The organism is Paraburkholderia sp. (assembly GCF_035656215.1).
In the GTDB taxonomy this organism is placed as follows: Bacteria; Pseudomonadota; Gammaproteobacteria; order Burkholderiales; family Burkholderiaceae; genus Paraburkholderia.
Genome location: NZ_DASRSY010000318.1, coordinates 32,455 through 55,465 on the forward strand (window position 1 = coordinate 32,455; position 23,011 = coordinate 55,465).

Annotated in this window: 22 protein-coding genes and 1 pseudogene; 9 read left to right on the plus strand and 14 right to left on the minus strand. The window is 60.6% G+C overall.

Features of this window, described 5'->3' with window-relative positions; genetic code table 11:
- The first annotated feature begins 140 nt into the window (after positions 1 to 140).
- The gene (locus tag VFE81_RS18100) at positions 141 to 536 is read left to right on the plus strand and encodes a lysozyme inhibitor LprI family protein (RefSeq protein WP_325045905.1); all 396 of its coding nucleotides are present in this window, start codon (positions 141 to 143) and stop codon (positions 534 to 536) included.
- A 280-nt stretch (positions 537 to 816) separates the two neighbouring features.
- On the plus strand, positions 817 to 2,031 hold the full coding sequence (gene thrS / locus VFE81_RS18105; RefSeq protein WP_325045906.1) for a threonine--tRNA ligase: 1,215 nt from the start codon (positions 817 to 819) through the stop codon (positions 2,029 to 2,031).
- 18 nt (positions 2,032 to 2,049) lie between these two features.
- Here thrS and VFE81_RS18110 read toward each other — a convergent pair whose 3' ends face one another.
- From VFE81_RS18110 to VFE81_RS18150, 9 genes are all read right to left on the minus strand, one after another.
- Positions 2,050 to 2,235, minus strand: a complete 186-nt coding sequence (locus VFE81_RS18110; protein ID WP_325045931.1) for an SDR family oxidoreductase — start codon at positions 2,233 to 2,235, stop codon at positions 2,050 to 2,052.
- 9 nt (positions 2,236 to 2,244) lie between these two features.
- A complete protein-coding gene (locus tag VFE81_RS18115; protein ID WP_325045907.1) occupies positions 2,245 to 2,976 on the minus strand; it encodes an Asp/Glu/hydantoin racemase in 732 nt (243 codons plus the stop codon).
- A 30-nt stretch (positions 2,977 to 3,006) separates the two neighbouring features.
- Positions 3,007 to 4,395, minus strand: coding sequence for an amidohydrolase family protein (locus VFE81_RS18120; protein WP_414695617.1), 1,389 nt, complete (start codon positions 4,393 to 4,395; stop codon positions 3,007 to 3,009).
- A 90-nt stretch (positions 4,396 to 4,485) separates the two neighbouring features.
- Positions 4,486 to 5,832 (minus strand): nucleobase:cation symporter-2 family protein, encoded by a 1,347-nt coding sequence (locus tag VFE81_RS18125; RefSeq protein ID WP_325045909.1) that lies wholly within the window; start codon positions 5,830 to 5,832, stop codon positions 4,486 to 4,488.
- A gap of 145 nt (positions 5,833 to 5,977) precedes the next feature.
- On the minus strand, positions 5,978 to 7,093 hold the full coding sequence (locus VFE81_RS18130) for a GTP-binding protein (protein WP_325045910.1): 1,116 nt from the start codon (positions 7,091 to 7,093) through the stop codon (positions 5,978 to 5,980).
- Between the two features lie 67 nt (positions 7,094 to 7,160).
- The gene (locus VFE81_RS18135; protein WP_325045911.1) at positions 7,161 to 7,775 is read right to left on the minus strand and encodes a UbiX family flavin prenyltransferase; all 615 of its coding nucleotides are present in this window, start codon (positions 7,773 to 7,775) and stop codon (positions 7,161 to 7,163) included.
- Entirely contained in the window at positions 7,775 to 9,169 is a 1,395-nt protein-coding gene (locus VFE81_RS18140) for a UbiD family decarboxylase (RefSeq protein ID WP_325045912.1), read from the minus strand. Before VFE81_RS18140 ends, VFE81_RS18135 begins: the two co-directional genes overlap by 1 nt.
- 103 nt (positions 9,170 to 9,272) lie before the next feature.
- The gene (locus VFE81_RS18145) at positions 9,273 to 10,199 is read right to left on the minus strand and encodes an amidohydrolase family protein (protein WP_074289307.1); all 927 of its coding nucleotides are present in this window, start codon (positions 10,197 to 10,199) and stop codon (positions 9,273 to 9,275) included.
- Positions 10,199 to 11,164 carry an amidohydrolase family protein gene (locus VFE81_RS18150; RefSeq protein ID WP_325045913.1) on the minus strand — a complete coding sequence of 322 codons (966 nt, stop codon included), beginning with the start codon at positions 11,162 to 11,164 and terminating at the stop codon, positions 10,199 to 10,201. Before VFE81_RS18150 ends, VFE81_RS18145 begins: the two co-directional genes overlap by 1 nt.
- 242 nt (positions 11,165 to 11,406) lie before the next feature.
- Between VFE81_RS18150 and VFE81_RS18155 the strand changes: the two genes are divergently transcribed.
- A complete protein-coding gene (locus VFE81_RS18155; RefSeq protein ID WP_325045914.1) occupies positions 11,407 to 12,318 on the plus strand; it encodes a LysR substrate-binding domain-containing protein in 912 nt (303 codons plus the stop codon).
- A 78-nt stretch (positions 12,319 to 12,396) separates the two neighbouring features.
- Here VFE81_RS18155 and VFE81_RS18160 read toward each other — a convergent pair whose 3' ends face one another.
- The gene (locus VFE81_RS18160; RefSeq protein WP_325045915.1) at positions 12,397 to 13,293 is read right to left on the minus strand and encodes a LysR substrate-binding domain-containing protein; all 897 of its coding nucleotides are present in this window, start codon (positions 13,291 to 13,293) and stop codon (positions 12,397 to 12,399) included.
- A gap of 141 nt (positions 13,294 to 13,434) precedes the next feature.
- Here VFE81_RS18160 and VFE81_RS18165 point away from each other — a divergent pair, with 141 nt between their 5' ends.
- From VFE81_RS18165 to VFE81_RS18195, 6 genes are all read left to right on the plus strand, one after another.
- On the plus strand, positions 13,435 to 13,962 hold the full coding sequence (locus VFE81_RS18165) for a (2Fe-2S)-binding protein (protein ID WP_325045916.1): 528 nt from the start codon (positions 13,435 to 13,437) through the stop codon (positions 13,960 to 13,962).
- Complete coding sequence (locus VFE81_RS18170; RefSeq protein ID WP_325045917.1) at positions 13,963 to 16,248, plus strand: xanthine dehydrogenase family protein molybdopterin-binding subunit; 2,286 nt, start codon at positions 13,963 to 13,965, stop codon at positions 16,246 to 16,248.
- A gap of 650 nt (positions 16,249 to 16,898) precedes the next feature.
- Complete coding sequence (locus VFE81_RS18180) at positions 16,899 to 17,564, plus strand: glutathione S-transferase family protein (RefSeq protein ID WP_325045918.1); 666 nt, start codon at positions 16,899 to 16,901, stop codon at positions 17,562 to 17,564.
- Between the two features lie 214 nt (positions 17,565 to 17,778).
- On the plus strand, positions 17,779 to 18,150 hold the full coding sequence (locus VFE81_RS18185; RefSeq protein WP_325045919.1) for a YciI family protein: 372 nt from the start codon (positions 17,779 to 17,781) through the stop codon (positions 18,148 to 18,150).
- A complete protein-coding gene (locus VFE81_RS18190) occupies positions 18,147 to 19,415 on the plus strand; it encodes an RNA polymerase sigma factor (protein ID WP_325045920.1) in 1,269 nt (422 codons plus the stop codon). Before VFE81_RS18185 ends, VFE81_RS18190 begins: the two co-directional genes overlap by 4 nt.
- A gap of 807 nt (positions 19,416 to 20,222) precedes the next feature.
- Positions 20,223 to 20,516 carry a hypothetical protein gene (locus VFE81_RS18195; protein WP_325045921.1) on the plus strand — a complete coding sequence of 98 codons (294 nt, stop codon included), beginning with the start codon at positions 20,223 to 20,225 and terminating at the stop codon, positions 20,514 to 20,516.
- A gap of 386 nt (positions 20,517 to 20,902) precedes the next feature.
- Here the strand turns inward: VFE81_RS18195 and VFE81_RS18200 are convergent, their stop codons facing one another.
- The 4 genes and pseudogenes from VFE81_RS18200 to VFE81_RS18215 all read right to left on the minus strand — a co-directional run bounded on the left by VFE81_RS18200 (position 20,903) and on the right by VFE81_RS18215 (position 22,748).
- On the minus strand, positions 20,903 to 21,466 hold the full coding sequence (locus tag VFE81_RS18200; RefSeq protein WP_325045922.1) for an isochorismatase family cysteine hydrolase: 564 nt from the start codon (positions 21,464 to 21,466) through the stop codon (positions 20,903 to 20,905).
- A 121-nt stretch (positions 21,467 to 21,587) separates the two neighbouring features.
- Positions 21,588 to 21,728 (minus strand): annotated as a pseudogene (locus VFE81_RS18205) (SAM-dependent methyltransferase); the annotation flags it as partial.
- A 117-nt stretch (positions 21,729 to 21,845) separates the two neighbouring features.
- A complete protein-coding gene (locus VFE81_RS18210; RefSeq protein WP_325045923.1) occupies positions 21,846 to 22,154 on the minus strand; it encodes a hypothetical protein in 309 nt (102 codons plus the stop codon).
- A gap of 12 nt (positions 22,155 to 22,166) precedes the next feature.
- The gene (locus VFE81_RS18215; RefSeq protein WP_325045924.1) at positions 22,167 to 22,748 is read right to left on the minus strand and encodes an RNA polymerase sigma factor; all 582 of its coding nucleotides are present in this window, start codon (positions 22,746 to 22,748) and stop codon (positions 22,167 to 22,169) included.
- Positions 22,749 to 23,011: the final 263 nt, after the last annotated feature.

Here is a 23,011-nt window from a genome sequence, read left to right on the forward strand (position 1 = left end):
TCGGTTTATGTTGGGGATCGAAGTTTAGCGAGTACGCGTAAGCGTCGGATCAAACATGCTTCGTATCGTTTATTCTACTGCCCTGGCCGGCTAGCGCCGCCACCGTACGATATCAAGCAACCCAACGCGTGAGGTTTTCCATGAAGCGAGCGTCGATTCTGGCCGTGTCATGTCTCTGGTTGAGCATCCACGCGCACGCCGAAACCATCGATTGCAAGAATGCATCCGACCAATACTCGCTCAACCATTGCGCCGACCTCGACTACCAGTCGGCCGACAAAAAACTGAACGAGACCTACAGCAAGCTGCTGAAAAAGGTCAGCCCGCAAGGCAAACCGCGTTTGCAGAAGGCCGAGCGCGCGTGGGTCGCCTATCGCGACGCGCAATGCGAGTTCCTGACTTCGTCGCCGACACCCTACAGCGCCCAGCCGATGATTCATGCGTACTGCCTGAGCCGCCTCACAGAAGCACAAACCAAGCTATTAGACGAACAATTGCACTGCGCAGAAGGCGACATCGGCTGCGGCCAGCAATAACAGCGCGCACATGCAATCGTCGAAATTACGATTGACGTCCCTTCGCAAAATCGTTTACTGTCGATCCATGGACTTCCACTCGATTCCCTTCGCTGCCGTCACCACCGCGACGACCACCTTCACAGGCGGGTCGTCTGGAGGTTGCGCACGCTAGAAGTACGAAGCAGTGGCAGACCACCAAAGGCCCCGCCGGAAACGGACGGGGCCTTTGGCGTTTCTGGACCTCCGTTTGCGGCATCGATCCGCAGTATCTGCACATCAAATCAAACGGAGCGTCATCGTGAACGACATCGATCATCGTGTACTGGGCAACAAACTCGACCTCTTCCATCAGCAGGAAGAAGGCGCCGGCATGGTTTTCTGGCACCCGCGCGGCTGGGAGTTGTACCGCGTGCTGGAAGACTACATTCGCGCCCGCATGCGGCGCGCGGGCTTTCGCGAGATCCGTACGCCGCAATTGCTGGCGCGTTCGCTGTGGGAGAAAAGCGGCCATTGGGAGAAGTTTGGCGCGGCGATGTATTCACTGGCCGACGCGGAAGAAGGCCGCGCGCTGTGTTTGAAGCCGATGAGTTGTCCGTGTCACGTGCAGGTGTTCAACCAGCGCGTGCGGTCGTATCGCGAGTTACCGGTTCGTTATAGCGAATTCGGCGCGTGTCATCGTGACGAACCTTCGGGGTCGCTTGAAGGGCTCAAGCGTACGCGTTCTTTCGTGCAGGACGACGCGCATGTGTTCTGCACGGAGGCGCATATCGAAGCTGAAGTCGGCCGCTTCTGTTCGCTGTTGCGTGCTGTCTATGCGGACCTCGGTTTCCCCGATTTCAAGGTAGCGCTGGCCACGCGGCCCGCCATGCGTGCGGGCAACGATCAAACGTGGGATCGCGCGGAAGAAGCGCTGGCAAATGCCGCGCGCGCGGCGGGTCTCGAATTCGACGTACTCGAAGGAGAGGGCGCTTTTTACGGCCCGAAACTGGAGTTTCATCTAACGGACAGCCGCGAACGCAGTTGGCAATGCGGCACGATCCAGCTCGATTTCGTGCTACCCGAGCGGCTCGACGCGGAGTTCGTCAACGAGCGCAACGAACGCGAGGGGCCGGTCATGATTCATCACGCGGTGCTCGGCAGCATGGAGCGTTTCATCGCGATGCTGCTCGAACATCACGAAGGATGGTTGCCGGTATGGCTCGCGCCGGAGCAAGTCGTGGTTGCGACGATCAGCGATGCGAACGCGGCCTACGCGCTTGAGGTGATGCAGGCGCTGGACGACGCCGGCATCAGAGCGCTGCTCGACAGCAGGCCGGAGCGGCTGCAAAAGAAGATCGTCGACGCACGCGAAAAGCAGGTGCCGATTTTGGTCGCGGTGGGGTCGCGCGATGAGCGCGAGCGGACGATCAGCATTCGCATGCGCGACGGGCAGCAATCGACGCTTCCACTCGCGGCGGGTGTCGAACATTTGCGACTGGCTGCGCAGCCGCCTCCTTTGCGATCCGGTCTATAGCGCGAGCGTGCCGTCTTCCTAAATCTCCAGCACGCCCGCCGCCATAAAGCCGCCGTCCACCGGCACCGTCTGGCCGTTCACATACGACGCCTGCTCGGAGCACAGGAATTGGACCACGGCGCCGATTTCCGCGGGGACGCCGGCACCGCAGACAGACGGCGGTGGACCCCGACGAAGACTGCGAGAATCGCCGCGACCTGTGATCTCTTGACGTTATGCCACGTTGGTAAACAAGCTGCCCCAGCTTGCCAATGGCTTCGTATCCACCCCAAGCATTCTTAAAGACTTCCAAACGACGGTGGCTACCGTGTCATAGGCCGGAATATCGGTGGCCATTTCGAACGCCCGCACCAGATGTGCAGCATGCAGATTCGTGCAGAACGTCGTCACCGCATCCGGCCTTGCGAACGCAGCTTCACGCATCATGATCGCCAATTGCGTGTCCGGCACCTCGGCAAAACTGAAATTGTCCTGCAAGCCAAGGTGTCGTTCCGAAACGCATTCGATGCCGAGCTTCTCGTAGTTGCGCACGATCCGTTGCTGAACGTCGTCGATATACGGCGACACCAAACCCAAGCGCCGCACTCCCGTTTTCGCGAAGATTTCGTTGAGCGCCAGCACCGAGGTCGTCGCGGGAATACCCGTCTCCTCGGTGATCTGGCGGCACAACGTCTGGTCGTGCTCGAAGCCGAGCCAGCCGGCCGATGTGCCACTCCAGCCGATCACATCCACACACGCATCGGCCAGTTGACGCGCCGCAGCCAGAATCCGGCTCGCGTCGAACTGACCGAGCGCCTGCTCCGATAGCGCGATCTCCGTCACGGTGAAACGCGCAAAGTGCGCGCTAACGTGTGGCAATTCGCTTAGCATCGCCGAGGTCATCGGCTCCAAGGCTGTATTCGACGATGGTGTGAGAATACCGAGCCGGATTCTTCTTTGTTGCATCGGGGCGTATCCCTTGGGTGCTTGGGTGATTTAATCGGCGAGAAGCTGCTTCACACCCTCGGCCGCTTCATAACGAAGCTGTTCGAGATCGAGACCGGGAATCACACCGTTGTCCACCACCACGCGGCCATTCACCACGTTGTAGCGCACACGCGTGGGTTCGCCTGCTGCCACCGGCGCCACCGCCACATCGTGGAAGCCGTTGAAGCGCAGATCGCTGACGTCGTAAAGCACGAAATCCGCTGCCTTGCCGACTTCGAGCGTACCGACCGCATCCAGACCGAGCACGCCTGCGCCACCCGCGCTGCCCCAATGAATGATCTCTTCGACGGTGGTCGCCGACGCACCTTGCGCCGCGCGATGCACTAACCATGCGAAGTGCGCTTCATTGGTCATGCTGCCGGATTCGTTCGAGGCGACACCATCTACAGCCAGCGACATCGGCACACCTGCTGCCGCCATCTGCGGTGCGGGCGCAATGCCGCTGCCGAGCCGCGCATTGCTCACTGGACAGTGCGAGCAACCGCTACCGGTCTCCGCAAGCATCGCGATTTCGCTCGGCTGCAGATGCACGAGGTGAGCGAACCAGACATCCGGCCCAAGCCATTCGTGATCGGCAACGAACTCGACCGGCAGTTGATTGAAGCGCTCCTTGCAGAAGTCGACGTAGCGAGTCGTTTCAGAGAGATGCGTGTGCAGCCTCAAGCCCATGCGACGCGCCGCGCGTGCGACTTCCGGCAGCAGTTCTGGCGGCAGAGAAAACGTCGGCGTAGTGGGCGCCACGACGACGCGACGCATCGAAGCATCGCCTGAATCGTGATAGCGAGACTTCAGGCGTTCGATATCCGCGAGCATCTGATCAAGTGTCTCGGGTTTCAAAGCCACTTTGGAAAATCCCGGATGATCGCCCGCCGCTTGCAAGGCACCGCCACGGCACAGCACGAAACGCATGCCGAACGAAGCCGCTTCATCGAATAGCAGATCGCCTGTTTCGGTGGTGCCGTCCGCGTGATACAGGTAGTGGTGATCGGCACAGGTGGTCACGCCGGACAGAAGCAGTTCGGCAAGACCCAAACGTGCGGCGACGCGTGCAAGGTCCGGCGTAAAACGTGCGAGTCGCGGATACGGCACGGCGGCCAGCCATTCCTGCAAATCGGCGTTGATGCCGGACGGTACCGCTTTCAGCAGGTTCTGGAACAGATGATGGTGGGTATTCACCCAGCCCGGATAAACAACGCATGAACGCGCGTCGATTACGCGCTCGTCGGCGCGCGGTTCCAGGTTAGGCGCAATGTTCTCGATACGGCCGTTGCGAATCCGCAGATCGACCTGGCCCAGGCGCGCGCTATTGCCATCTCGGCCGCTTCGGCCGCTCATCACCGCGACAGGGCTCTTGATCAGCAACGCTTCAGTTTGCATGCTCACGATTCAATATCCTTTCAGTTACTGCGAAGCGGCCGTCGGTCCAGGGAGGCGCGACGGCCGCGCTCGTCTTACTGCGTGGGTCGCTTATTCACGTACGAGGTTGTGCGTCTCGACGATCTTTTTTTCTTCTTCATGCGCGCCGTTCAGTACAGCGTTCAGCACGACCGATACCAGGCACGCCAGCACTACACCGCTATGCAGGAAAGGCTGCGTCCAGTCGGGCATGTGCTTGAAGACTTGCGGCGACATCACGGGAATCAGCGCGGTGGCGATCGTGAAGCCGACGATCAGCACGTTGTAGCGATTGCGCTCGAAGTCCACCTTTGCCAGCGTCTGCACGCCGGCCGCCACCACCACGCCGAACATCGCGATACCGGCGCCGCCTAGTGCCGCTGCAGGCGTTGACGCGACCACCGCGCCGAACTTCGGCACCAGCGCCACCACGCACATCAGCACGCCGCTGATTGCGACCACCCAGCGGCTGCGCACACCCGTCAGGATGACGAGGCCGACGTTCTCCATGAAGACGATGAACGGGAACGCCGCGAACATGCCGGCAATCGCGCTCGCAAGTCCATTCGCTCGCATTCCACGCACCACGTCTTCCTCGCTTACTTCCTTGCCGACGATGTCACCGATGGCGACGAACAGCCCCATCGATTCGACCATCTGCACCACCATCACGACGATCATCGTCAGCACCGGCACCACCGAAAACACGGGCGTACCGAAATGGAACGGCATCGGCAGCGTGAACCATGGCGCGGCGCCCACGCTCGAGAAGTTACCCATACCGAGCGAGCAGGCGAGAATGCCGCCCGCGATCAAACCGATCAACACCGAGAGATTGCGCAGAAACGGGCCGGCAAAGCGGTTGATCGCGAGAATCACCAGCGCGACGAACAGCGTGACGCCCAGAAAGGGCGGTGCGCCGAACTGCTGCTGCGCGGCTTCGCCACCACCGGCCCATTGATACGCAACGGGGAACAGTTGCAGACCAATCACAGTCACGATGCAGCCGGTCACCACAGGTGGGAAGAACCTTCGTAAGCGTCCGACGAGAGGCGCGGCGAACATCGTGAAGAGACCCGCGCCAATCACTGCGCCACACACGCCGGCAAAGCCGACACCCGGACTCAGGCCGATCGCGATGACCGGACCGACGCTGCTGAATGCCACGCCTTGCAGAATCGGCAGACGCACGCCGAATTTCCAGATACCGACGGTCTGCAAGATCGTCGAGATGCCTGAACAAAACAGGGCGGTGCTGATCAGCACGGTGGTGTCGGCCGACGACATCTTTAGTGCCGACGCGACGATCAATGGAACAGCAATCGCGCCGATATAAGCCACTAGCATGTGCTGCAAACCGAGCGTGATCATCTGGCGCTTCGGCAGAATCCGATCGACGGGATGTATGGCGGTGTTCATGACGTGTCTCCTGTGTCGACCGGAGTTGGCGCTTTAGCGCTTACTCCGGTCCCACGCAGATTTCGCTGCGCTTATCGTTTTCGATCGGAGCGCGCCGCACGGCTTTGACGTGCAGCATCACTTCGCGCGCCGACCGGATCTCCCGTCAGGCCGCGACCGGCACGGCAAGACAGGCATGGAAGCGGTCGGTCAGCGCGGCGCGATCGAGATCGCGTCCGATGAATACAATGCGGCACGAGCGCGGTTCAATGCCCCACACTTGCGCCGCACGCAGTTCGATGACGTTGTGCACGCCCTGCAACACATAGCGATGCGACTGGCCTTGCACAGCGAGAATGCCTTTCATGCGGAACAGTTTGGCGGCATCGGACTCGCGCAGTTCAGTGAGCCAGGCTTGCAGCGCATCGAGATCGATGTCCGCATCGACTTCGATTCCGACTGAGGACACGCTTTCGTCGTGCTGGTGGTCGGTGTGATCGTCGTCATGATGGGCGTGTTCATGATCGTGATGGGCTTCGTGCTCGTCGTGGTGCTGATGCTCGTGCTCGTTGGCGTGCGAATGCTCTTCTTCATGGAGGCCGTCGGTCTCGACCAGAATCTGTGAGAACTCATTCGCGCCTACGCCGAGAATCCTGTCGAGGTCGATCTGTGCGTAGCTTGATTCGACGATCTCCGCCGTGGCGTTCAACCCGCGAATGCGTTGCGTCAGTGAGGCGATATCTTCTGCAGTCACCAGATCGACCTTATTGATCACAATACGGTCCGCACAAACGATCTGATCGACCGCCTGGTTATCGCTACCGTCGAGTATCAGATCGTCCAGGTGCGCAGCGATATGCTTCGCATCCACCATCGTGACGACGGCGTCCAGCGTCACCTGTTTCGCGATCGGATCGTCGAGGAAGAAAGTCTGTGCGACCGGATACGGATCGGCGAGCCCGCTCGTTTCAACAATGATGTGATCGAGCCGGTCCGGCCTTTCCACCAGCATGCGCACGATGCGCACCAGGTCTTCGCGCACCGCGCCGACGCAGCACACGCAACCATTCGTCATTTCGTAGATCTCTTCGGTCGATTCGAGCACCAGACCACCGTCGATGCCAATTTCGCCGAACTCGTTTTCGATCACCGCGATCTTGCGCCCGTGCTTCTCGCGCAGGATGTAGTTGAGCAGCGTCGTTTTGCCGGCGCCGAGAAAGCCGGTCAGCACAGTGACAGGGATTTTCTCGATTTCGTTGTGGGTGGTGTGAATGTGATTCATGGCTCGTCTCCGTTTCTTCGTTCGTACTGCGGTTCGTGCGATTCGTGCGGTTGTTGCGGTTCGGCTTTCAGGCGATAGGCGGTGCTTGTGCGGCTTCCCGTGATGCGGTTTCTACTTCGCCCTCTCGCCAGCGTTTGACGGTGCCCGCTTCGAGACCGAACAGATCGAGCACGCGGCCCAGCGTGTGATCGATCATCTGGTCGAGCGAAACCGGGCGCGCGTAAAACGCCGGAACAGGTGGAGCGACGATCGCGCCCATTTCGGTTACAGCGATCATGTTGCGCAGATGTGCCAGCGTGTAAGGGGTTTCACGCGCCAGCAGCACCAAAGGGCGGCGTTCTTTCAACGTGACGTCGGCGGCGCGCGAGATCAGGCTTGACGACATGCCGCTGGCAATTTCGGCAAGCGTCTTCATCGAACAGGGTGCGACGATCATGCCCAGCGAGCGGAACGAGCCGCTGGAAATGGCCGCGGCCATGTCGTCGCAACGGTAGGTGAAGCGGGCGAGGGCGCTGACTTCGGCGAACTTGTAGTCGGTTTCGTGCGTCATCGTCAGCAGAGCGCTGCGCGAGACGGTCAGATGCGTTTCGATATCGAGTTCACGCAGCAGTTGCAGCAGGCGCACACCGTACGTGAAGCCGGACGCGCCGCTAATGCCGACTACGAGTCGCCGCGGGGTCATCACTGTGCTCCTGCGGCGGCGCGAGCCAGAATCTCAACCGCTTGCTGCGAGGCACGTTCGCTGATCCTCGCGCGGACGCCGTCGAAGTGGGAGCCGCGTGTCGCGTCGATACCCATGCGCGACGTGGTGCCCGCAGCGGATGACGAAGGATCGAGCGGACTGCCCGGCAAGCCGTCGACGATGAATATGTCCTGATGCGGCTGGAAATGCGTGGCGATGGCCCACAGCACCTGCGAATCGTTGGTGATGTCGATATCGCTATCCACCGCTACGACGTTCTTCAGATACGGATCCCAGCCGAGCAACGCGAGCATGATCTGGCGTGCTTCGCCGTCGCGTGTCTGGTTCAGCGCGACGTAGCAGTGGAAGTGCGTGCCCGAGTTCGGATAGTGCAGCGCGGTGACGGAGGGAAAACGCGCCTTCAGCTTCTCGCTCATTTCCGCTTCGCGCGGCAAGCGGGCCAAAGTCAGATGCTCCGCGTACGGGCCGCCGACGACATCGACGAGCCATGCATCGTTACGCCGCATCATCGTATCGACGCGCAGCACGTTGTTGGTAGAGCGGTCCGACGAATAGCCGGTGAATTCGCCGAACGGGCCTTCTTCCGCATGGGCGTCCGGATCGATCGTGCCTTCAAGGACAAACTCAGCGGAAGCGGGAACGCCGATGCCGTATCGCGGCGTGCGCACCAATTCGAGCGGTGCTCCGAATAATCCACCTGCAATCGTGCGCTCATCTGTGCCGAAGGGCACGCGCGCCGCAGCGGCCAGCATGAACAACGGATGCGCACCGATCACCATCGCGACCTTCAACGTGTCGCCGCGAGCTTGAGCGGTTTGCAGCATGCGCCAGAGGTGGCCGCGCGAATGCAGACTGGTTGCCAGCGCATTGCGGGCATGCCGCATCGAACGGTGATAGCTGAGATTCGCGACGCCCGTCACCGGGTCTTCAGCAATGATCACCGCGTTCGTGATGTACGGCCCACGGTCGGTATCGAAGTGGCGGATCATCGGCAGTTGCGCGAGATCGACGGCGTCGCCTTCGATAACCTGGTCGAGAATCGGGCCGGTCGGAACGAAAACAGGCGCGATAGGCGCATTCGCACGTTGTTGATAAGCGTCGAATAAACCTGACGCATCCACGTCGAACAAACGCCCAATGCGTGTACGTGAAGCAAAGAAATTGGTAACCAGCGGCGTCGCAATGCCGTCGACCTTTTCGCAGATCAACATTTCATGCCGTCCGCGCGCGGCCAATTCGGCCACTATAGCGGTGACGTCCTGATCCGCCGCCAATGGTTGCTTGATCATCAATACATCGTCGGGGAACTGCTCGCGATACGCTTGTGCGAAGCGGTGAAAATCCTGCGTGGCGCGGAAAAGGTTATCCGCCATAGTGAACTCCGTCGAAAGCGATAACGAAAGCGGACCGGTAAGAGGGGCAGGCGCGGTGCGAACCGTTAGCCGAGCCTGCCCCATGCAGCGAGCGCTAAACGCGTTAAGCAGGCTGCGTTACGTCATTCACGTAAGTTGCCTTCAAACGCTTCTCCGCTTCGGCCAGATCTTTTGGCGGCTTGGTCGGTTCGATGCCGACCAGACGGGCGATGTTGTTGCCCATATAGTCTTCGAGACCGTCTTCGTCCAGATCCATGCCTTGTGGTGCCGGACCGCACAACATTTCAAGTTCGCGCAGCCACATACCCGGCTCATTGGGTGGCGAATCCGTGCCGAACACGATCTTGTTGCGCGGCAGTTCGCGAGCGAATTCGACGATGCGCGACTGATAGCACCAGCCCGATTCGCAGTACACGTTCGGCGTATCCATCGCCATCCAGAACGATTCGAACGAGTAGTTACCGCCCGTTTGAATCCCGAAGTGACCGATGATGAAATTCACCATCGGGAATTCGCGGATGATCGGATAGAACTGCGTCGGAATCGTGTATGGCCCGTCGCCGGTGTGAATCAGCACCACCACGCCGAGTTCGGCACACTTCTTCATCGCCGGACGCAACCAGTCAAGTGCGCGATCCGGACGATAGCCGTGCATGTTCGCGTGCAGCTTGAGCATCTTGAAGCCGTACTCTTTCACGTGGAATTCGAGTTCGGCTGCGCCGTTCTCCGGACCCCAGCGCGGGTTGTACGTGAAGTTGCCGATAAAGCGATCCGGATACTTCTGCGTGAGTTCGGCGATATACGCCATGTAATCGCGAATGCCTTCACGGCCGCGGCGATTGCCGTCGCGATAGCCGGTGTTGCCCGGTGGCGGCTGAATGAAGCCCATGTCGATACGGCGCGGCTTGCCGTTGATGATGTACGGACCGTCCATCATCTTCAGCAGGCGTTCGCCGGTGAACGGCTCGCCGGTGTGGCGCCACGCTTCGTCGACAAGATTGGTCGGGTGCAGATGGGTATCGATGATCATCAGCGGGCTCCTGCGTAGGCTGCTTGAGTTGCATTCGCGGCATGCTTCTGCGACACGCCGGCGTGGTGTTTCAGATAGGCTTGTGCTTCTTCGACGCTTTTCGGCCGCGCGGTCGGCTCGATGCCGATCATGCGGGCGAGGTTGTTGCCGAGATAGTCCTCGAGTGTGTCTTCGTCGAGATTCAGGCCTTGCGGCGGCTCGTGGCACAACACTTCGAGCAAACGCAGCCACATGCCGGGCTCGTTCGGCGGCGTGTCGGAGCCGTAGAGAATCTTGTGCGTCGGCAGCACCTTCGCGAATTCGACGATTCGCGATTGCAGGCACCAACTCGATTCGCAATACACGTTCGGCGTATCGAGCGCCATCTGATACGGCTCGAAGCAATACACGCCACCCGTCTGCACACCGAAGTGCGCCATGATGAAATTCACCGAAGGGAATTCGCGGATCAGCGGATACCACTCGGTCGGAATGCTGTACGGGCCGTCGCCGGTGTGCAGCTTCACGAGCAGGCCGAGGTCCGCGCATTTACGCAATGCGGGACGCAGCCAGTCGAGCGCGCGGTCGGGCCGATACGCATGCATGTTGGCCTGCAACTGCACCATCTTGAAGCCGTGTTCCTTCGCATAGAACTCGATGGCTTCTGCGCCGTTCTCAGGACCGCAACGCGGGTTGTAGACGAAGCAGCCGATCAGACGGTCCGGATACTTCTGCGTCATTTCGACGGTGTAGGCCATGTAGTCGTCGATCGACTCGCGGCCCGAACGGTTGCCGTCGGTCCACGTATAGATGGTGTTGCCTTGCGGCGGTTGAATGAATGCCTTGTCGATACGGCGCGGCTTGCCGTTGATGATGTACGGGCCGTCCATCGTCTTGATCAGACGCTCGCCGGTGAATGGCTCGCCGTCGTGGCGCCAGGCGAGGTCGACCAGATTGGTCGGGTAACAGCTAGTGTCGATGATCATGTACTCGATCTCCTTGAGAGGAACTGGTGTATCCAGTTGCCGGATCGCGGGCAGGCGCATCGATGGAACGGAGCCCAGTTAGGCTTGCCCATGCGGCCCTTTGCAAGACGCAGTGTTTGTGCGCCTTCCCCTCGCCGGCATCGAGTGTCACACTGATGTGCACTGCTGCTTGCGATGCAGTCTCACGCGTTAAAAACGCTCTGTACAATATTTTTTAACCACGATCTTGATACGTTTGCGATATGGACATCCGGCTGTTGCGTTACTTCGCGGTACTTGCCGACGAACTGCATTTCGGCCGGGCAGCCGCACGGCTGCACATTTCGCAGCCACCGTTGAGCCAGCAGATTCGCATCCTCGAAGAGGAGATGGGCACCGCGTTGTTCACGCGCTCGCAACACCGTGTCGAACTCACGGATGCAGGGAAAACACTTAAGGAGCAGGTGCCGCTGATCTTCGCGCAGTTTGAACGCGCGATCGATTTGACGCGTTGTGCGGGGCGCGGCGAAGTAGGAAGTCTCGAGATCGGCATCATCAGCTCTGCGATGGTCGATCCGATTCCGCGTGCACTACGGGTATTTGCGGAGAAGCATCCGCAAGTGCAGTGGACGCTGCATGAGATGACCCCCGCTGCGCAGATTCTCGCGCTCAAGGAACGGCGTCTGGATGTATGTTTCTTCCGGGTGTCGCATGAGGACCCGGAGATTCGCAGCGAAGTTGTGATGCGCGAATCGGCGGTGGTGGCGCTGCCGTTAGGGCATCGGCTTGCGACGCGTGAGGAGATTGCGTTGCGCGAGTTGGGAACGGAGCGCTTCGTGTCGTTCGGTTTGCAGCATTCGCAACTCGCGCGCTTCTTACAGGACTGTTGCGTCGAAGCAGGGTTTACACCGCAGATCGATCAGGAGGTGGTCGAGGTGCATACGCTGCTGTGCCTCGTGCGCGAAGGGCTGGGCGTGGCGTTGCTGCCTTCGTCGGCGCGGCAGTTGACAACCGGTGGCGTGGCGTTCGTGCCGCTGGCTGCGCCGCGTCCCGAGGTGTCGCTGCACGCGCGCTATCGTGCTGAGGAACCGTCGCCGGTGCTTTCGCTGTTTCTCGATACCGTGCGCGAGGTGGCCGCTAGCGTGGGCGCTGACACGAAAGGCGGTGAGCCGTAACGCGAGCGCTTCTGACCGTTCGCGTGATGCGCGAGAGTGCGCATGGGCGCAAAGGACGCCGTGGGCGGGCGGTGAGCGCTAACGCGCGCCGACCGTCTGCGCGACCAGTTCTCGAATCACGTCGATCAGCGGCGCCACGCGCGCCGCTTTGTCGCGAGGCCACACTGCATACAGGTTGTAATGCGTCGGAATTTCCACTTGCGTGAGTTCGACCAGGCGCCCTTCGCGCCGCGCGTCCGCAGCGAGCAGGCCGCGCGCTAAACCCACGCCTATGCCTGCGCTTGCTGCTGCAATCAACCCGGCGGCATTGTCGAACACAGCGACCGCGTCTGGTTCGACGGCGGGCATGCCAGCCGCAGTGAGCCACGGAATCCACGAGCGTTTCGTATAGCCGAGCAGCGGTAAATCAAGCACCTGTTCTGGCGTAAGCGGCACGCTCAGCCCTCGCGCCTCAAGAAGCGTGGGCGAACCCACGGCAGTCAATCGATCGCCGCATATCAGCGCGTTCTCGAAGCCGTCCCATTCTCCATACCCATACCGCAATGCAATATCCACGCGTTCGAACGCGCTACGATCATGGCGCGGCGTGGACAGCACGGTCAACGACGTGCCGGTCAACGCACCGAGCAAAGCCGGCAAGCGCGCCACCAGCCAGCTCTGCGCGAGTTCGGGATCGACGTCGAGCGTGATCGACTGCTTGACCGTGCGCTCTTTCACGGACGACAACGCACGATCGATCTGCTCGAAGCCATCGGCCAACTGATTCGCAAACAGCACGCCGGCGTCCGTCAGTACCACGCCGCCGCCTTCGCGGACAAATAAAGGCTGGCCGACGAACTCTTCGAGCGTGCGGATCTGCTGGCTGATCGCGCTATGCGTGAGCGACAACTGGCGCGCCGCGCTCGAAAAGCTGCCGACGCGTGCCGCTTGCAGGAAAGCCTGCATCGACTGAATGGAAGGGTAGCGTTTCAACATGGGTGTTAGCCGGACTTACGGATGTTGGAAGAAATCGTCGCTGGCGTTGTGCTTAACGGCTTTCAATAATGACCGCAAGCACGCGGCCTTTGTAGCCTGCACCACACACCGCGCTGCACAACAACATTCAGGAGACAGCGCATGATCGAGATCGTGGTCAATGACACGCGGCACTCGCTCGACAATGTACCGGAAGACATGCCCCTGTTGTGGGTGTTGCGCGACCGGCTCAAATTGACCGGTACGAAATTCGGCTGCGGCGGCGGGTTCTGCGGCGCGTGTACGGTGCATCTGGAAGGCGAGGCCGTGCGCTCCTGTTTGCTGCCAATTGCAGCGGTAGCGGGTAAACACATCACGACGATCGAAGGATTGTCGAAAGACGGCACGCATCCGCTGCAACTCGCGTGGGTCGCGGAAGACGTGCCGCAATGCGGCTACTGTCAATCGGGGCAGTTGATGCAGGCGGCCTCGTTTCTGAAGGACAAGCCGACCGTCAACGATGAAACAATTGCCACCGCCATGTCCGGCAATATCTGCCGCTGCGGCACCTATTCACGCATTCGCAAGGCGATCAAACGCGCGGCGTCCGGCGATCCGGCGCTCGCGTCGGTCACGTGGGTCGAGCCCATGTGCGCTTCCCTTTGCACCTCCACAAAAGAGGAGGCTTGAATGAGCAACGACAAACTAGCGCTGGGCAACGCACACGGTGCGGCGCGTCGACGTTTCATCAAACAGAGTTCGGCGTTGCTGGCTTCGGGCCTCGCGATCGGCTTTCAACTTCCTGAGGCGTTAGCGAAAGACGCCAACGTAAGCGGCGATCCGAAACCGCAAGCAGGCGAGTTCGAACCGAACGCATGGGTGCGCGTGCTGCCTGACGACACGATCAAACTCGTGGTGCATAAGCACGACTCCGGTACGGGCACGCGTACCGCATTGGCTGCGGTTGTTGCTGAAGAGCTCGATGTCGATCCGTTTCGCGTGGATGTGATTACACCGGAGAATCCGTTTTACGGGGATTACATTCATCCGCTGTGGAAAGTGTTTTCGACAGGCGGCAGTACCAGCGTCTCGCTTGAGTACGATCGCTTGCGGCGTGCGGGCGCAACCGCACGTGCCATGTTGATTGAAGCCGCCGCGAAACAATGGAACGTGGCGCCGTCCGCGTGTTCGACGGAAAACGGCTTTGTGATCGACAAGGCGAGCGGCAAGCGCGCGAACTACGGATCGTTGGCGAGCGTTGCGGCGCAATTGCCCGCACCGAGAGACGTCGCGTTGAAAGACCCTTCGCAGTTCAAATACATCGGCAAGCTGCAGAAGAAGCGCGGTGCGGATCTGAAAGCGAGAGGTGCGTTTCCGTACAGCATCGATGTCTCGTTGCCGGGGATGCTGGTCGCGGTCGTCACACGTGCGCCGGTTATCGATGCACGCGTGCGCAGCGTCGATGCCAAAGCCGCATTGGCGGTGCCGGGCGTGCGACAGGTACTGCAGATTCCTGGCCGTCCTGACATTCTCGGTGGCAATCAGGCGGGCGTGGCTGTGCTGGCGGACGATTATTGGTCGGCGCACAAGGGCCAGGCCGCACTGCAGGTCGAATGGGAAGATAGTCCGTTCGAAACGTTCGACAGCACCACGCTCGCCGCGCGTCAGGCTGCGTGGCTCGATGATCCCGCTTCGCATGTCGTGCCGACGATTCAGCATGGCGACGCCAAAACAGCTTGGCCGCACGGCGCACGTGTGATCGAGGCGTCGTATTCGATGCCCTATAAGGCCCAGAATGCGCTCGAGCCGATCAATGTCACCGCGTGGGCGAAGGATGGTGGTATCGAGTACTGGGGTGGACTGCAGGTGCCTTCCACGGTGCAGGAAGCGGCCGAAGTGATTGGCGGTATTCCGGCTGAGCGTGTGGTGTTGCACGAACTTGTTTCGGGCGGCAGCTTTGGCTCGCGGGAATCGAAGTACTGGCTATTTGAGGTGACCTGGCTCGCGTTGAAAGTTGACAAACCGGTCAAGCTGATGAACAGTCGCGAAGACGAAATGCGCGCGCTGTTCTATCACTCAGCGAGCTATCACCGTGGCAAAGCTGCGCTCGATGCGCACGGCAATCTCACCACGTTGCAATTGCGCGCTGTGATGCCTGCCTCACCGGAACAATGGGAGCCGGGGTATTTCAATCGTCCGGACCGGATGGACTACAGCACGACCGAAGCGATCAGCAAATATGAGTTCGCTTACGATGCGCCGCATGTCGATCTTGGTTGGGTGCGGCATGAGACGGGTGTGCCGACGGGTTGGTATCGGGCGGTGAGTTATATCCCGAACGTGTTCGCGGTGGAGTCGTTTATGGATGAGGCTGCGCATGCTGGGCAACGTGATCCGGTTGAGTTTCGGCTTGCGCATATGAAGGACCCGCGACATAAGGCGGTGTTGCGCGAGGCGGCGGCGCGGGCTGGGTGGAGGAAGGCGTTGCCTGCTGGTACGGCATTGGGTGTTGCGACGAATCAGGCGTATAGCAGCTATGTTGCGGTGGTGGCGCGGGTTGTGCGCAAGGGCGATGCGGTTGTGGTTGAGAAGCTGACGTGTGTGGCGGATTGCGGGTTGGCTGTTTCGCCGGGTGGGGTTGAAGAACAACTGTATGGCGGGCTGATATGGGGGTTAGGGCATGCGACGGCGGATCGCATCGATATTCGGCATGGGCAGGTTGAGCAGAAGAACTTCGATACGTATCGCGTGATGCGGATGAGTGATATGCCGGAGGTTGATATTTTGATCGTGCAGGGGGATCCGGCGAAACCGGGTGGGGTGGGGGAGTTGTCGAGTCCCTCGGTGGCGCCGGCGGTGGCTAATGCGGTGTTTCGGTTGACGGGGAGGAGGGTGAGGGATACGCCGTTTGAGCTTGAGAAGCTGGCGGCGCAAGCGGGTGGTCATGGGAAGGTTGGTGGGAAAGCGAAGGCTTGAACGGGCGGCGGCCGCTTGATGCCTGGCGTTAGCCGCTTGGCCATCCCTCCCATATTTATCACTTTATGCCCGTCGGACAACCCGATGTTGACGCCCATGCGTAGGGCATCAACTGCGGTGAGCCAGATAATTCGCCTTAGGTGATTGCACTCGACGCGAAGGGTGTTGCGCACAGCCGCATCACAGCACGCCAGGCGGCAAGCCTGCTTGCAGAGGCATCGCAGAGAGCGAAAGAGCCCGTGGCGACCGCAAACGCCTCAGAGCGCGAAAGCTCGCCAGAGAAAAACGCGGCAGCATTAAGAACCGACGCATTGCAGCAGCGCGTTGTCACGTCACACTAAGCGTTCAAGAAGGCGAGGCGGGTGGTGGCGATGTGCATCCGAATCGTTCTGAGACTCGTGCACTGAGACGGTCGTCGTCCGTCTCAGTGCCGGCCATAGTGGACGTTCGCCGTTGATGCGGCAGTCTCACGTAGTTTTTCTAACGTTCGGGGCGCCACGATTTTTTCTTCCGGGACACCGATTTACCCAATCCTCGAAAAAAAAGTAGTTCAGGAATGTCGATTTAGCCCTATCTTGAACGTCTAGTAGGTGAGCGCTGGGGTTGCGTATCCAGCACCCAACCAGACGTCCAGCCAAGGAGAAATCACCATGACCCCTCCGCTGCTCCCCGTTATCACTGCCTTTGAACGGTCGCCCGATCGCGGCAAGGGACTGGCGCGTGACATGCGTGTTCGCTGGGCGCTTGAAGAGGTGGGCCAGCCTTACGAGGTTCGTCTTGTTTCGTTCGCTGCAGTGAAGGAACCCGCGCATCGAGCGCTTCATCCTTTTGGGCAGATTCCGACCTATCAAGAAGGCGCTCTTGCCCTGTTCGAGTCGGGGGCGATCGTGTTCCATATCGCAGAGCGCCATGCAGGCCTGCTACCTGACGACGCGAATGCCCGGGCACGCGCGATCACATGGATGTTTGCCGCGCTCAACACGGTTGAGCCGCCGATCCTCGATCTCCAGACCACCAGATTCCTGGAGGGCGACAAGCCCTGGTACGAGCAGCGCCTGCCTATCGTCGAGGATCGCATCCGTGACCGGCTGGGCGAGCTTTCCGATCGCCTTGGCAACGCCGACTGGCTCGATGGTGCATTCAGCGCGGGCGACCTGATGATGGTGGCGGTGCTACTCAGGTTGAAAGCATCGGGTCTGCTTGACGAATATCCGAACCTTTCCGCCTATGTCGCTCGCGGCGAAGCGCGGCCCGCCTACAAGCGTGCCTTCGCCGCTCAATTGGCGGTTTTCACTGGCAAGCCACCGACCGCCTGATGAAGGTCAACTCTGAATTGATAGCCGCGCGGGTGGGATGGCGGGCTCACCCGAAGTGATCACGCGCAGGGTCCTCGACGGAGGCGAACGATTAAGGCGGGTGTACCGTTCGCGATTTTTTCGACGCTGCCTGTCCGTCAGCATGAGGCCCGAGCGTCATTGTAATGGCGGCCCGATGTGATTCACCCGCCTTAACCCCATGACGGAGGCTCATATGCAATACCTATTGATGATCTATTCGGAAGAAAACGGCTGGAACCAGATGACCGAAAGCGAGCGGCAGCAAGGTGTTGCCGCCTATCAGGCGTACACCGAATCGTTGAAAAAAGCGGAGGTGCTGATGGGCGCCAACCGGCTGCAGCACACGAGCACGGCCACCACGGTGCGGCTCGTCGACGGCAAGCCGCAGGTGCTTGACGGACCGTTTTCCGATTCAAAGGAGCAGCTCGCCGGCTATTACCTGATCGACGTGCCCAACCTGGACGCGGCGATCGCGTGGGCGTCGCGTTGTCCCGGCGCGGCGCACGGCCTCATGGAAGTGCGCCCGGTCTGGACCGCTCCCTACGACGCGCCATCTGCTGCATGAGTCTGTCCGGCGGCGGCCGTGACGCCGACGGCGCCGCGCATTCGATTGCCGAGGTGGTCGCTCGCCGCAGTTACGGCAAGCTCGTCGCGCTGTTGGCGATGCGCACGCGCGACGTCGCCGCTGCCGAGGACGCGCTGGCCGACGCGTTTTCGGCCGCGCTCGCGGACTGGCCGAAGCGCGGCTGCCCCGCGAATCCCGAAGCGTGGCTGATGACGGTTGCGCGCCGCCGGGCGCTCGATGGCGTGCGTCATCGCCGTGTCGGCGACGAAGTGGTGAACCAGCTCGCGATTCTCGCCGACGAGATCGACGAGCGTGAAGCAGGCATGTTGCCCGACCGGCGGCTTGCGTTGCTGTTCGCGTGCACGCACCCTGCGCTTGAGGCCGCGATTCGCACGCCGCTAATGCTGCAGGTGGTGCTGGGGCTCGAAGCGAAGACGATTGCGTCCGCGTTCCTGATGTCGCCCGCCGCGATGAGCAAGCGCCTCGTGCGAGCGAAGAACAAAATCCGCGAAGCGGGCATTCCGTTCAGCGTGCCAGAGCGCGAGGAGTTGCCCGGTCGGCTCGCTGCGGTGCTGGAAGCGGTCTATGCGGCGTATGCGGAAGGGTGGACCGATCCGGTCGGCGGCGATACCGAGCGGCGCGATCTCGCCGGCGAGGCGCTGTTTCTTGCCCAACTGCTCGTCGACCTGCTGCCCGAGGAGCCAGAGACGCTGGGTTTGCTCGCGCTGATGCTGTATGCGCAGGCGCGGTGCGATGCGCGACGCGATGCGGCCGGCGACTACGTGCCGCTGTCGGCTCAGGATCCGGCGACATGGAACGCGCCGATGATCGACGCAGCCAACGCATTGCTGCGGCGCGCAAGCGCATTCAACGCAATCGGACGCTTTCAGCTGGAGGCCGCATTGCAGTCGGCGCACGTCTACCGCTGCCTGACGCATCGCCCGAACTGGGACGAGATCGTGCAGCTCTACGATGCGCTGCTCGCGATTGCAGCGTCGCCGGTGGTCGCGGTGAACCGCGCGCTCGCGCAGGCGGAACGGGACGGCCCGCAGGCGGCGCTCGACGCGCTCCAGCCGTATGCGGACGATCCGCGGCTGGCCGACTACCAGCCGTACTGGGCCGCGCGCGCCGATCTGCTCGCGCGTGCCGGCGCGACGGCCGAAGCGCTCGGTGCGTACGATCTCGCGATCGGACTCGAGCGTGATCCGGCCGTGCGCCGGTTCCTGCAGCGCAAACGCATCGAGCTGTCACCGGCGAGCAGTTAGCTTGGCGCCTTGCGTTTGCTACGCGAGGTGCAAGCCGCGCGCTAACGCGGCTCAGACTCCGCGCCGCGCTGCGCGGTCCGGACCGTTCCCACCGGAATTGGGTTGAGTCCGTATGATTCCAACGTCCGTTTGGTAGAACGTTCATCGAACTAGTGCTATCGGCCAGTTGGGGCCATTCGACACAAGCGCCTGGATCGTTGGCAATCCGAGTCGGGTTAGCGACGTGGGCGAGTTCGTTAGCAAGTTTGCTCACCGGCCCCCGCTCCAGCGGCTGTTAGCTATCCGCAGCCCGATCAGTTTCCTCGCGGGTCACGTAGCATCCACCGCGCATTGCCGAACCACACCGGCCTTGGATTGGGGACCAGGGAGGTCGCCCCGAAAATCGAAATTCATCGTTGCGAACAATGCGCTTAATTATCAGCGACCATTTTCCTAAGCTTTGTATTAACTGCGACGGGCTCGATCCCGCGCTGTCGGCGCACTGTATGTCGTCAATACTTGTGCAGCACCGGCCTGAGAAGCCTTATCGCGCGTCGCTTGAGCTGATTGAGACGTAGAGGACATCGTGGGCCTAAACGAGGTGCCGGTCACCCAAGTAGGCTTTAGGCGGGCGTAGATTCTTTCCAGGAATAAAGTACGTGTCTCGTTGCCAGCCCTGAGCGGCGATCTGTGGTTTGCTTCACGTGCACCACTGCGAACGGTCGCGCGAGTTTGATCGCCACGAGCCTAGCGTACAACGACCGCTATGGAGAAATACGAATGGATGGTTTGCATCGAAATTCCAGTCCAATCAAGGAGGGGCGGGTCATGAACAAGGTAACCAGCACATTAATCGCGGCCGTCGCTGCACTCACGCTGTCGGGCGGCGCTTATGCACAGAGCAACAACACGCTGGCGACTCCGTCCACCGTGTCGCCGGCCAATGCAACGAGCGGCTACGGCACGCCTGGCGTCACCAACTCGGACAGCGGCATGGGCGCCGTGTCGCCGAACTCGCGCCTGCCGAATAGCACGAACAATAGCTCGACGTCTCTTACCAACGCTCCCGGGAGTCACAACACGCTGGCGACCCCGACCACCGTGTCGCCGGCTGCCCAATAACAGCAAAAGCGGTCGAATTCTTCGCCGCAATACATGAATTGGCCATGCGGCCAGCGGTTCGACGCGCTGCAGCCAATGGGTCCGCCCCCCACAAGTAACCTTTGACGGAACAGTCCGTCATCGCGCGGGCTGCGTATTGACGCACAATTTACTTCCTTGAGCCGCTTTCCAGGTCGCCGAGTTGATTATTGAAGCATCTTCCAGGCATTAGGTCGTCCCGATCTTGCCAGGGTCGAATTCGATTCTGCGCGGGAGAAAGCAGAGCGGAATGAAAGATTCGCCCGTCCGCCATTGGCCCGGTGTATTGCCGCGACGCGCCTGCATCGAACCGCGTCCAGAATGATCAATGAGGCGGCGCACTGTCTCTTCTTCTGGTCGTCGAACGTCTAGGCGAGCAGCAGCAAGGCATCCGCGAGCGACAGCACCGTGGTGCGCGAATCGAATGCGGTGGAGAACAGATGCTCATGTACCACCTGATCCGGGTCGTAACAGCAATCTTTGACCGTGTACAGGCGGAAGTCCGCGTCGCTCGCATACGCGACCGACGACAGCACGACACCGGTCGACGCAATACCGACCATAATCAGCGAATCGACACCTTGTGCGGAAAGTCGTGCCTGCAGATCGGTGCCGAAGAACACGCTGGCGCGATGCGCGAGGATGACCGGTTCACTGGCCTGCCGGCCCAACTCCGGCGCGCTCCAGTCGTCGACGAAGAGGCCAAGTTGCTTGATCCCCTGCCCATTCTTGTTCAACGGGCTGACTTCCGGATAGCCCGGACTGAACCGGAGGTTGGCGAAATAGACGCTGACGCCTTTGGCCCGCGCCGCGTCGCATAGCTTGCGCGTATTGGCGAGCAACGCCGACGCGACCGATGGAAAGAGCCCGAGAATGTCGGTCTGATAATGCATGACGACAAGCGCGGTTTGCGCCGGCGCGATTGCCTCCATTTACCTATCTCCTTTACTTCGACACGCGGTTCATATTCACAACCAGAGAACGTCGAACGCGCCGAAGCATCTGTTGTCAGAACGACGCTTCGCTACCGGGGAAATAATACTTCACATCAGCTTAAGAAACGACGACTGTAAATTCGACCCCCGATTCAAAGTCCAGCGTCGTGCTTGAAAAGCGCGGATTGCCGTCAAGGTACTCCTTGTATGGCCGAACGGCGTCCTCGGCGGTGTACATGTTGTCGGCGAGAACGTGGCTCTGTCGGTGAAGCCGCCGCAGAAGCATTGTGGCAGTCAATGTCATACGCTCTCCGAGTAACATGAGTTATCCTGACGAAATGTCAAAAATCACACCGATACCGCGCTCCACGCGTACTCAATCTTCCGCGGGCCGAGTCGGACGTGACCCTCTCGCCGCCTGGAAGCGTTCCCGTTCTTCTGGCGTCATGGCGTCCCATTTGCGCCAATGCCGTCGCCCGCGCCAGCCACCGTGTCCGCGGAATCCGCCAAACAGGATGCGGCTCAAAACCAGCAAGCCAAGTGCATGCGCGAAGTCGATCGTACGGGCGCCAACGAATAACGCCGGCATCACCCAGTTCCATAGCGTCGTGACCGCGCACCCGAGCACGGCTATGCCGACCACCACAAGCAGCACTTTGCCTGCACATCTGATTCGATAATTCATCCGTCAACTCCTCTAAATATCCAGTTCGTCATAAATGGCCTGCAGTCGGGCACGCAGATGCAAGACCGCATAGCGTTTGCGCGCAAGCAGCGTATTGAGTGTGATGCCGCTTTCCGCCGCCATATCTTTGAAGGACCGCCCCTCCAACTCGTGCGCGATAAACACTTCACGCTGATTGGGCGGTAACTCATCGAGCGCATCCTGCAAGGCCTTGAGCAATACAGTGCGAGCGTAGAGCGCTTCGGGACCTGCATCGTGCGCCGGTAGCGCAAGATCGAGGCGAAACTCACTGTCGGCGTCATCCCCATCCTGGGACAGGTCCGGCAGCGGCTCCTCTTTCTTCTTGCGAAAACGGTCGATGATGCGGTTGCGTGCGGCACGGAACAGCCACGCGCTCGCTTGTTCAATCGGAGCGGGAAGGCGGTAAGCCTGCACGAATTCGTGAAAAACATCCTGCAGGATGTCTTCGGCGTCGTTTGGATCGCGTATGCGACGCCGGATAAAATTGACGAGCTTCGTGCGCTCGCGCACCACGGTCGCGGTGATGTCGCTGTCTCGATCGGTCATCGTGTCCGGGGTGGGTGGCGGTTCCATGCGTCTGAAGACGTTTCAGGAATGGGAATATTGTGGGCCGCTTTAAAAAAAGCTGCGTCTGCCGCAGATCGCCGCTTTACGCACAACGGGAGACAATGCCCCATGCATGAGGCAGCACGCGGCCAACAGGAGAGACGCTCAAGCTTCGCTCAAAACCGCAATTCACGTCCGTATGCAAAGTCGCAGTGCCGCTTGTAAAGGCGCAATGAGTTGCATATGTTCATATGGGGTCACCGATCACGGATTTCTGGAAATCTGGCTGA

What these genes read in the sequence shown, in the direction of transcription:
- VFE81_RS18100 (WP_325045905.1), top strand. Translation starts at nt 141, where the DNA reads ATGAAGCGAGCGTCGATTCTGGCCGTGTCATGTCTCTGGTTGAGCATC.
- VFE81_RS18115 (WP_325045907.1), bottom strand. Translation starts at nt 2,976, where the DNA reads ATGCAACAAAGAAGAATCCGGCTCGGTATTCTCACACCATCGTCGAAT.
- VFE81_RS18120 (WP_414695617.1), bottom strand. Translation starts at nt 4,395, where the DNA reads ATGCAAACTGAAGCGTTGCTGATCAAGAGCCCTGTCGCGGTGATGAGC.
- VFE81_RS18125 (WP_325045909.1), bottom strand. Translation starts at nt 5,832, where the DNA reads ATGAACACCGCCATACATCCCGTCGATCGGATTCTGCCGAAGCGCCAG.
- VFE81_RS18130 (WP_325045910.1), bottom strand. Translation starts at nt 7,093, where the DNA reads ATGAATCACATTCACACCACCCACAACGAAATCGAGAAAATCCCTGTC.
- VFE81_RS18135 (WP_325045911.1), bottom strand. Translation starts at nt 7,775, where the DNA reads ATGACCCCGCGGCGACTCGTAGTCGGCATTAGCGGCGCGTCCGGCTTC.
- VFE81_RS18140 (WP_325045912.1), bottom strand. Translation starts at nt 9,169, where the DNA reads ATGGCGGATAACCTTTTCCGCGCCACGCAGGATTTTCACCGCTTCGCA.
- VFE81_RS18145 (WP_074289307.1), bottom strand. Translation starts at nt 10,199, where the DNA reads ATGATCATCGATACCCATCTGCACCCGACCAATCTTGTCGACGAAGCG.
- VFE81_RS18150 (WP_325045913.1), bottom strand. Translation starts at nt 11,164, where the DNA reads ATGATCATCGACACTAGCTGTTACCCGACCAATCTGGTCGACCTCGCC.
- VFE81_RS18155 (WP_325045914.1), top strand. Translation starts at nt 11,407, where the DNA reads ATGGACATCCGGCTGTTGCGTTACTTCGCGGTACTTGCCGACGAACTG.
- VFE81_RS18160 (WP_325045915.1), bottom strand. Translation starts at nt 13,293, where the DNA reads ATGTTGAAACGCTACCCTTCCATTCAGTCGATGCAGGCTTTCCTGCAA.
- VFE81_RS18165 (WP_325045916.1), top strand. Translation starts at nt 13,435, where the DNA reads ATGATCGAGATCGTGGTCAATGACACGCGGCACTCGCTCGACAATGTA.
- VFE81_RS18170 (WP_325045917.1), top strand. Translation starts at nt 13,963, where the DNA reads ATGAGCAACGACAAACTAGCGCTGGGCAACGCACACGGTGCGGCGCGT.
- VFE81_RS18180 (WP_325045918.1), top strand. Translation starts at nt 16,899, where the DNA reads ATGACCCCTCCGCTGCTCCCCGTTATCACTGCCTTTGAACGGTCGCCC.
- VFE81_RS18185 (WP_325045919.1), top strand. Translation starts at nt 17,779, where the DNA reads ATGCAATACCTATTGATGATCTATTCGGAAGAAAACGGCTGGAACCAG.
- VFE81_RS18190 (WP_325045920.1), top strand. Translation starts at nt 18,147, where the DNA reads ATGAGTCTGTCCGGCGGCGGCCGTGACGCCGACGGCGCCGCGCATTCG.
- VFE81_RS18195 (WP_325045921.1), top strand. Translation starts at nt 20,223, where the DNA reads ATGAACAAGGTAACCAGCACATTAATCGCGGCCGTCGCTGCACTCACG.
- VFE81_RS18200 (WP_325045922.1), bottom strand. Translation starts at nt 21,466, where the DNA reads ATGGAGGCAATCGCGCCGGCGCAAACCGCGCTTGTCGTCATGCATTAT.
- VFE81_RS18210 (WP_325045923.1), bottom strand. Translation starts at nt 22,154, where the DNA reads ATGAATTATCGAATCAGATGTGCAGGCAAAGTGCTGCTTGTGGTGGTC.
- VFE81_RS18215 (WP_325045924.1), bottom strand. Translation starts at nt 22,748, where the DNA reads ATGGAACCGCCACCCACCCCGGACACGATGACCGATCGAGACAGCGAC.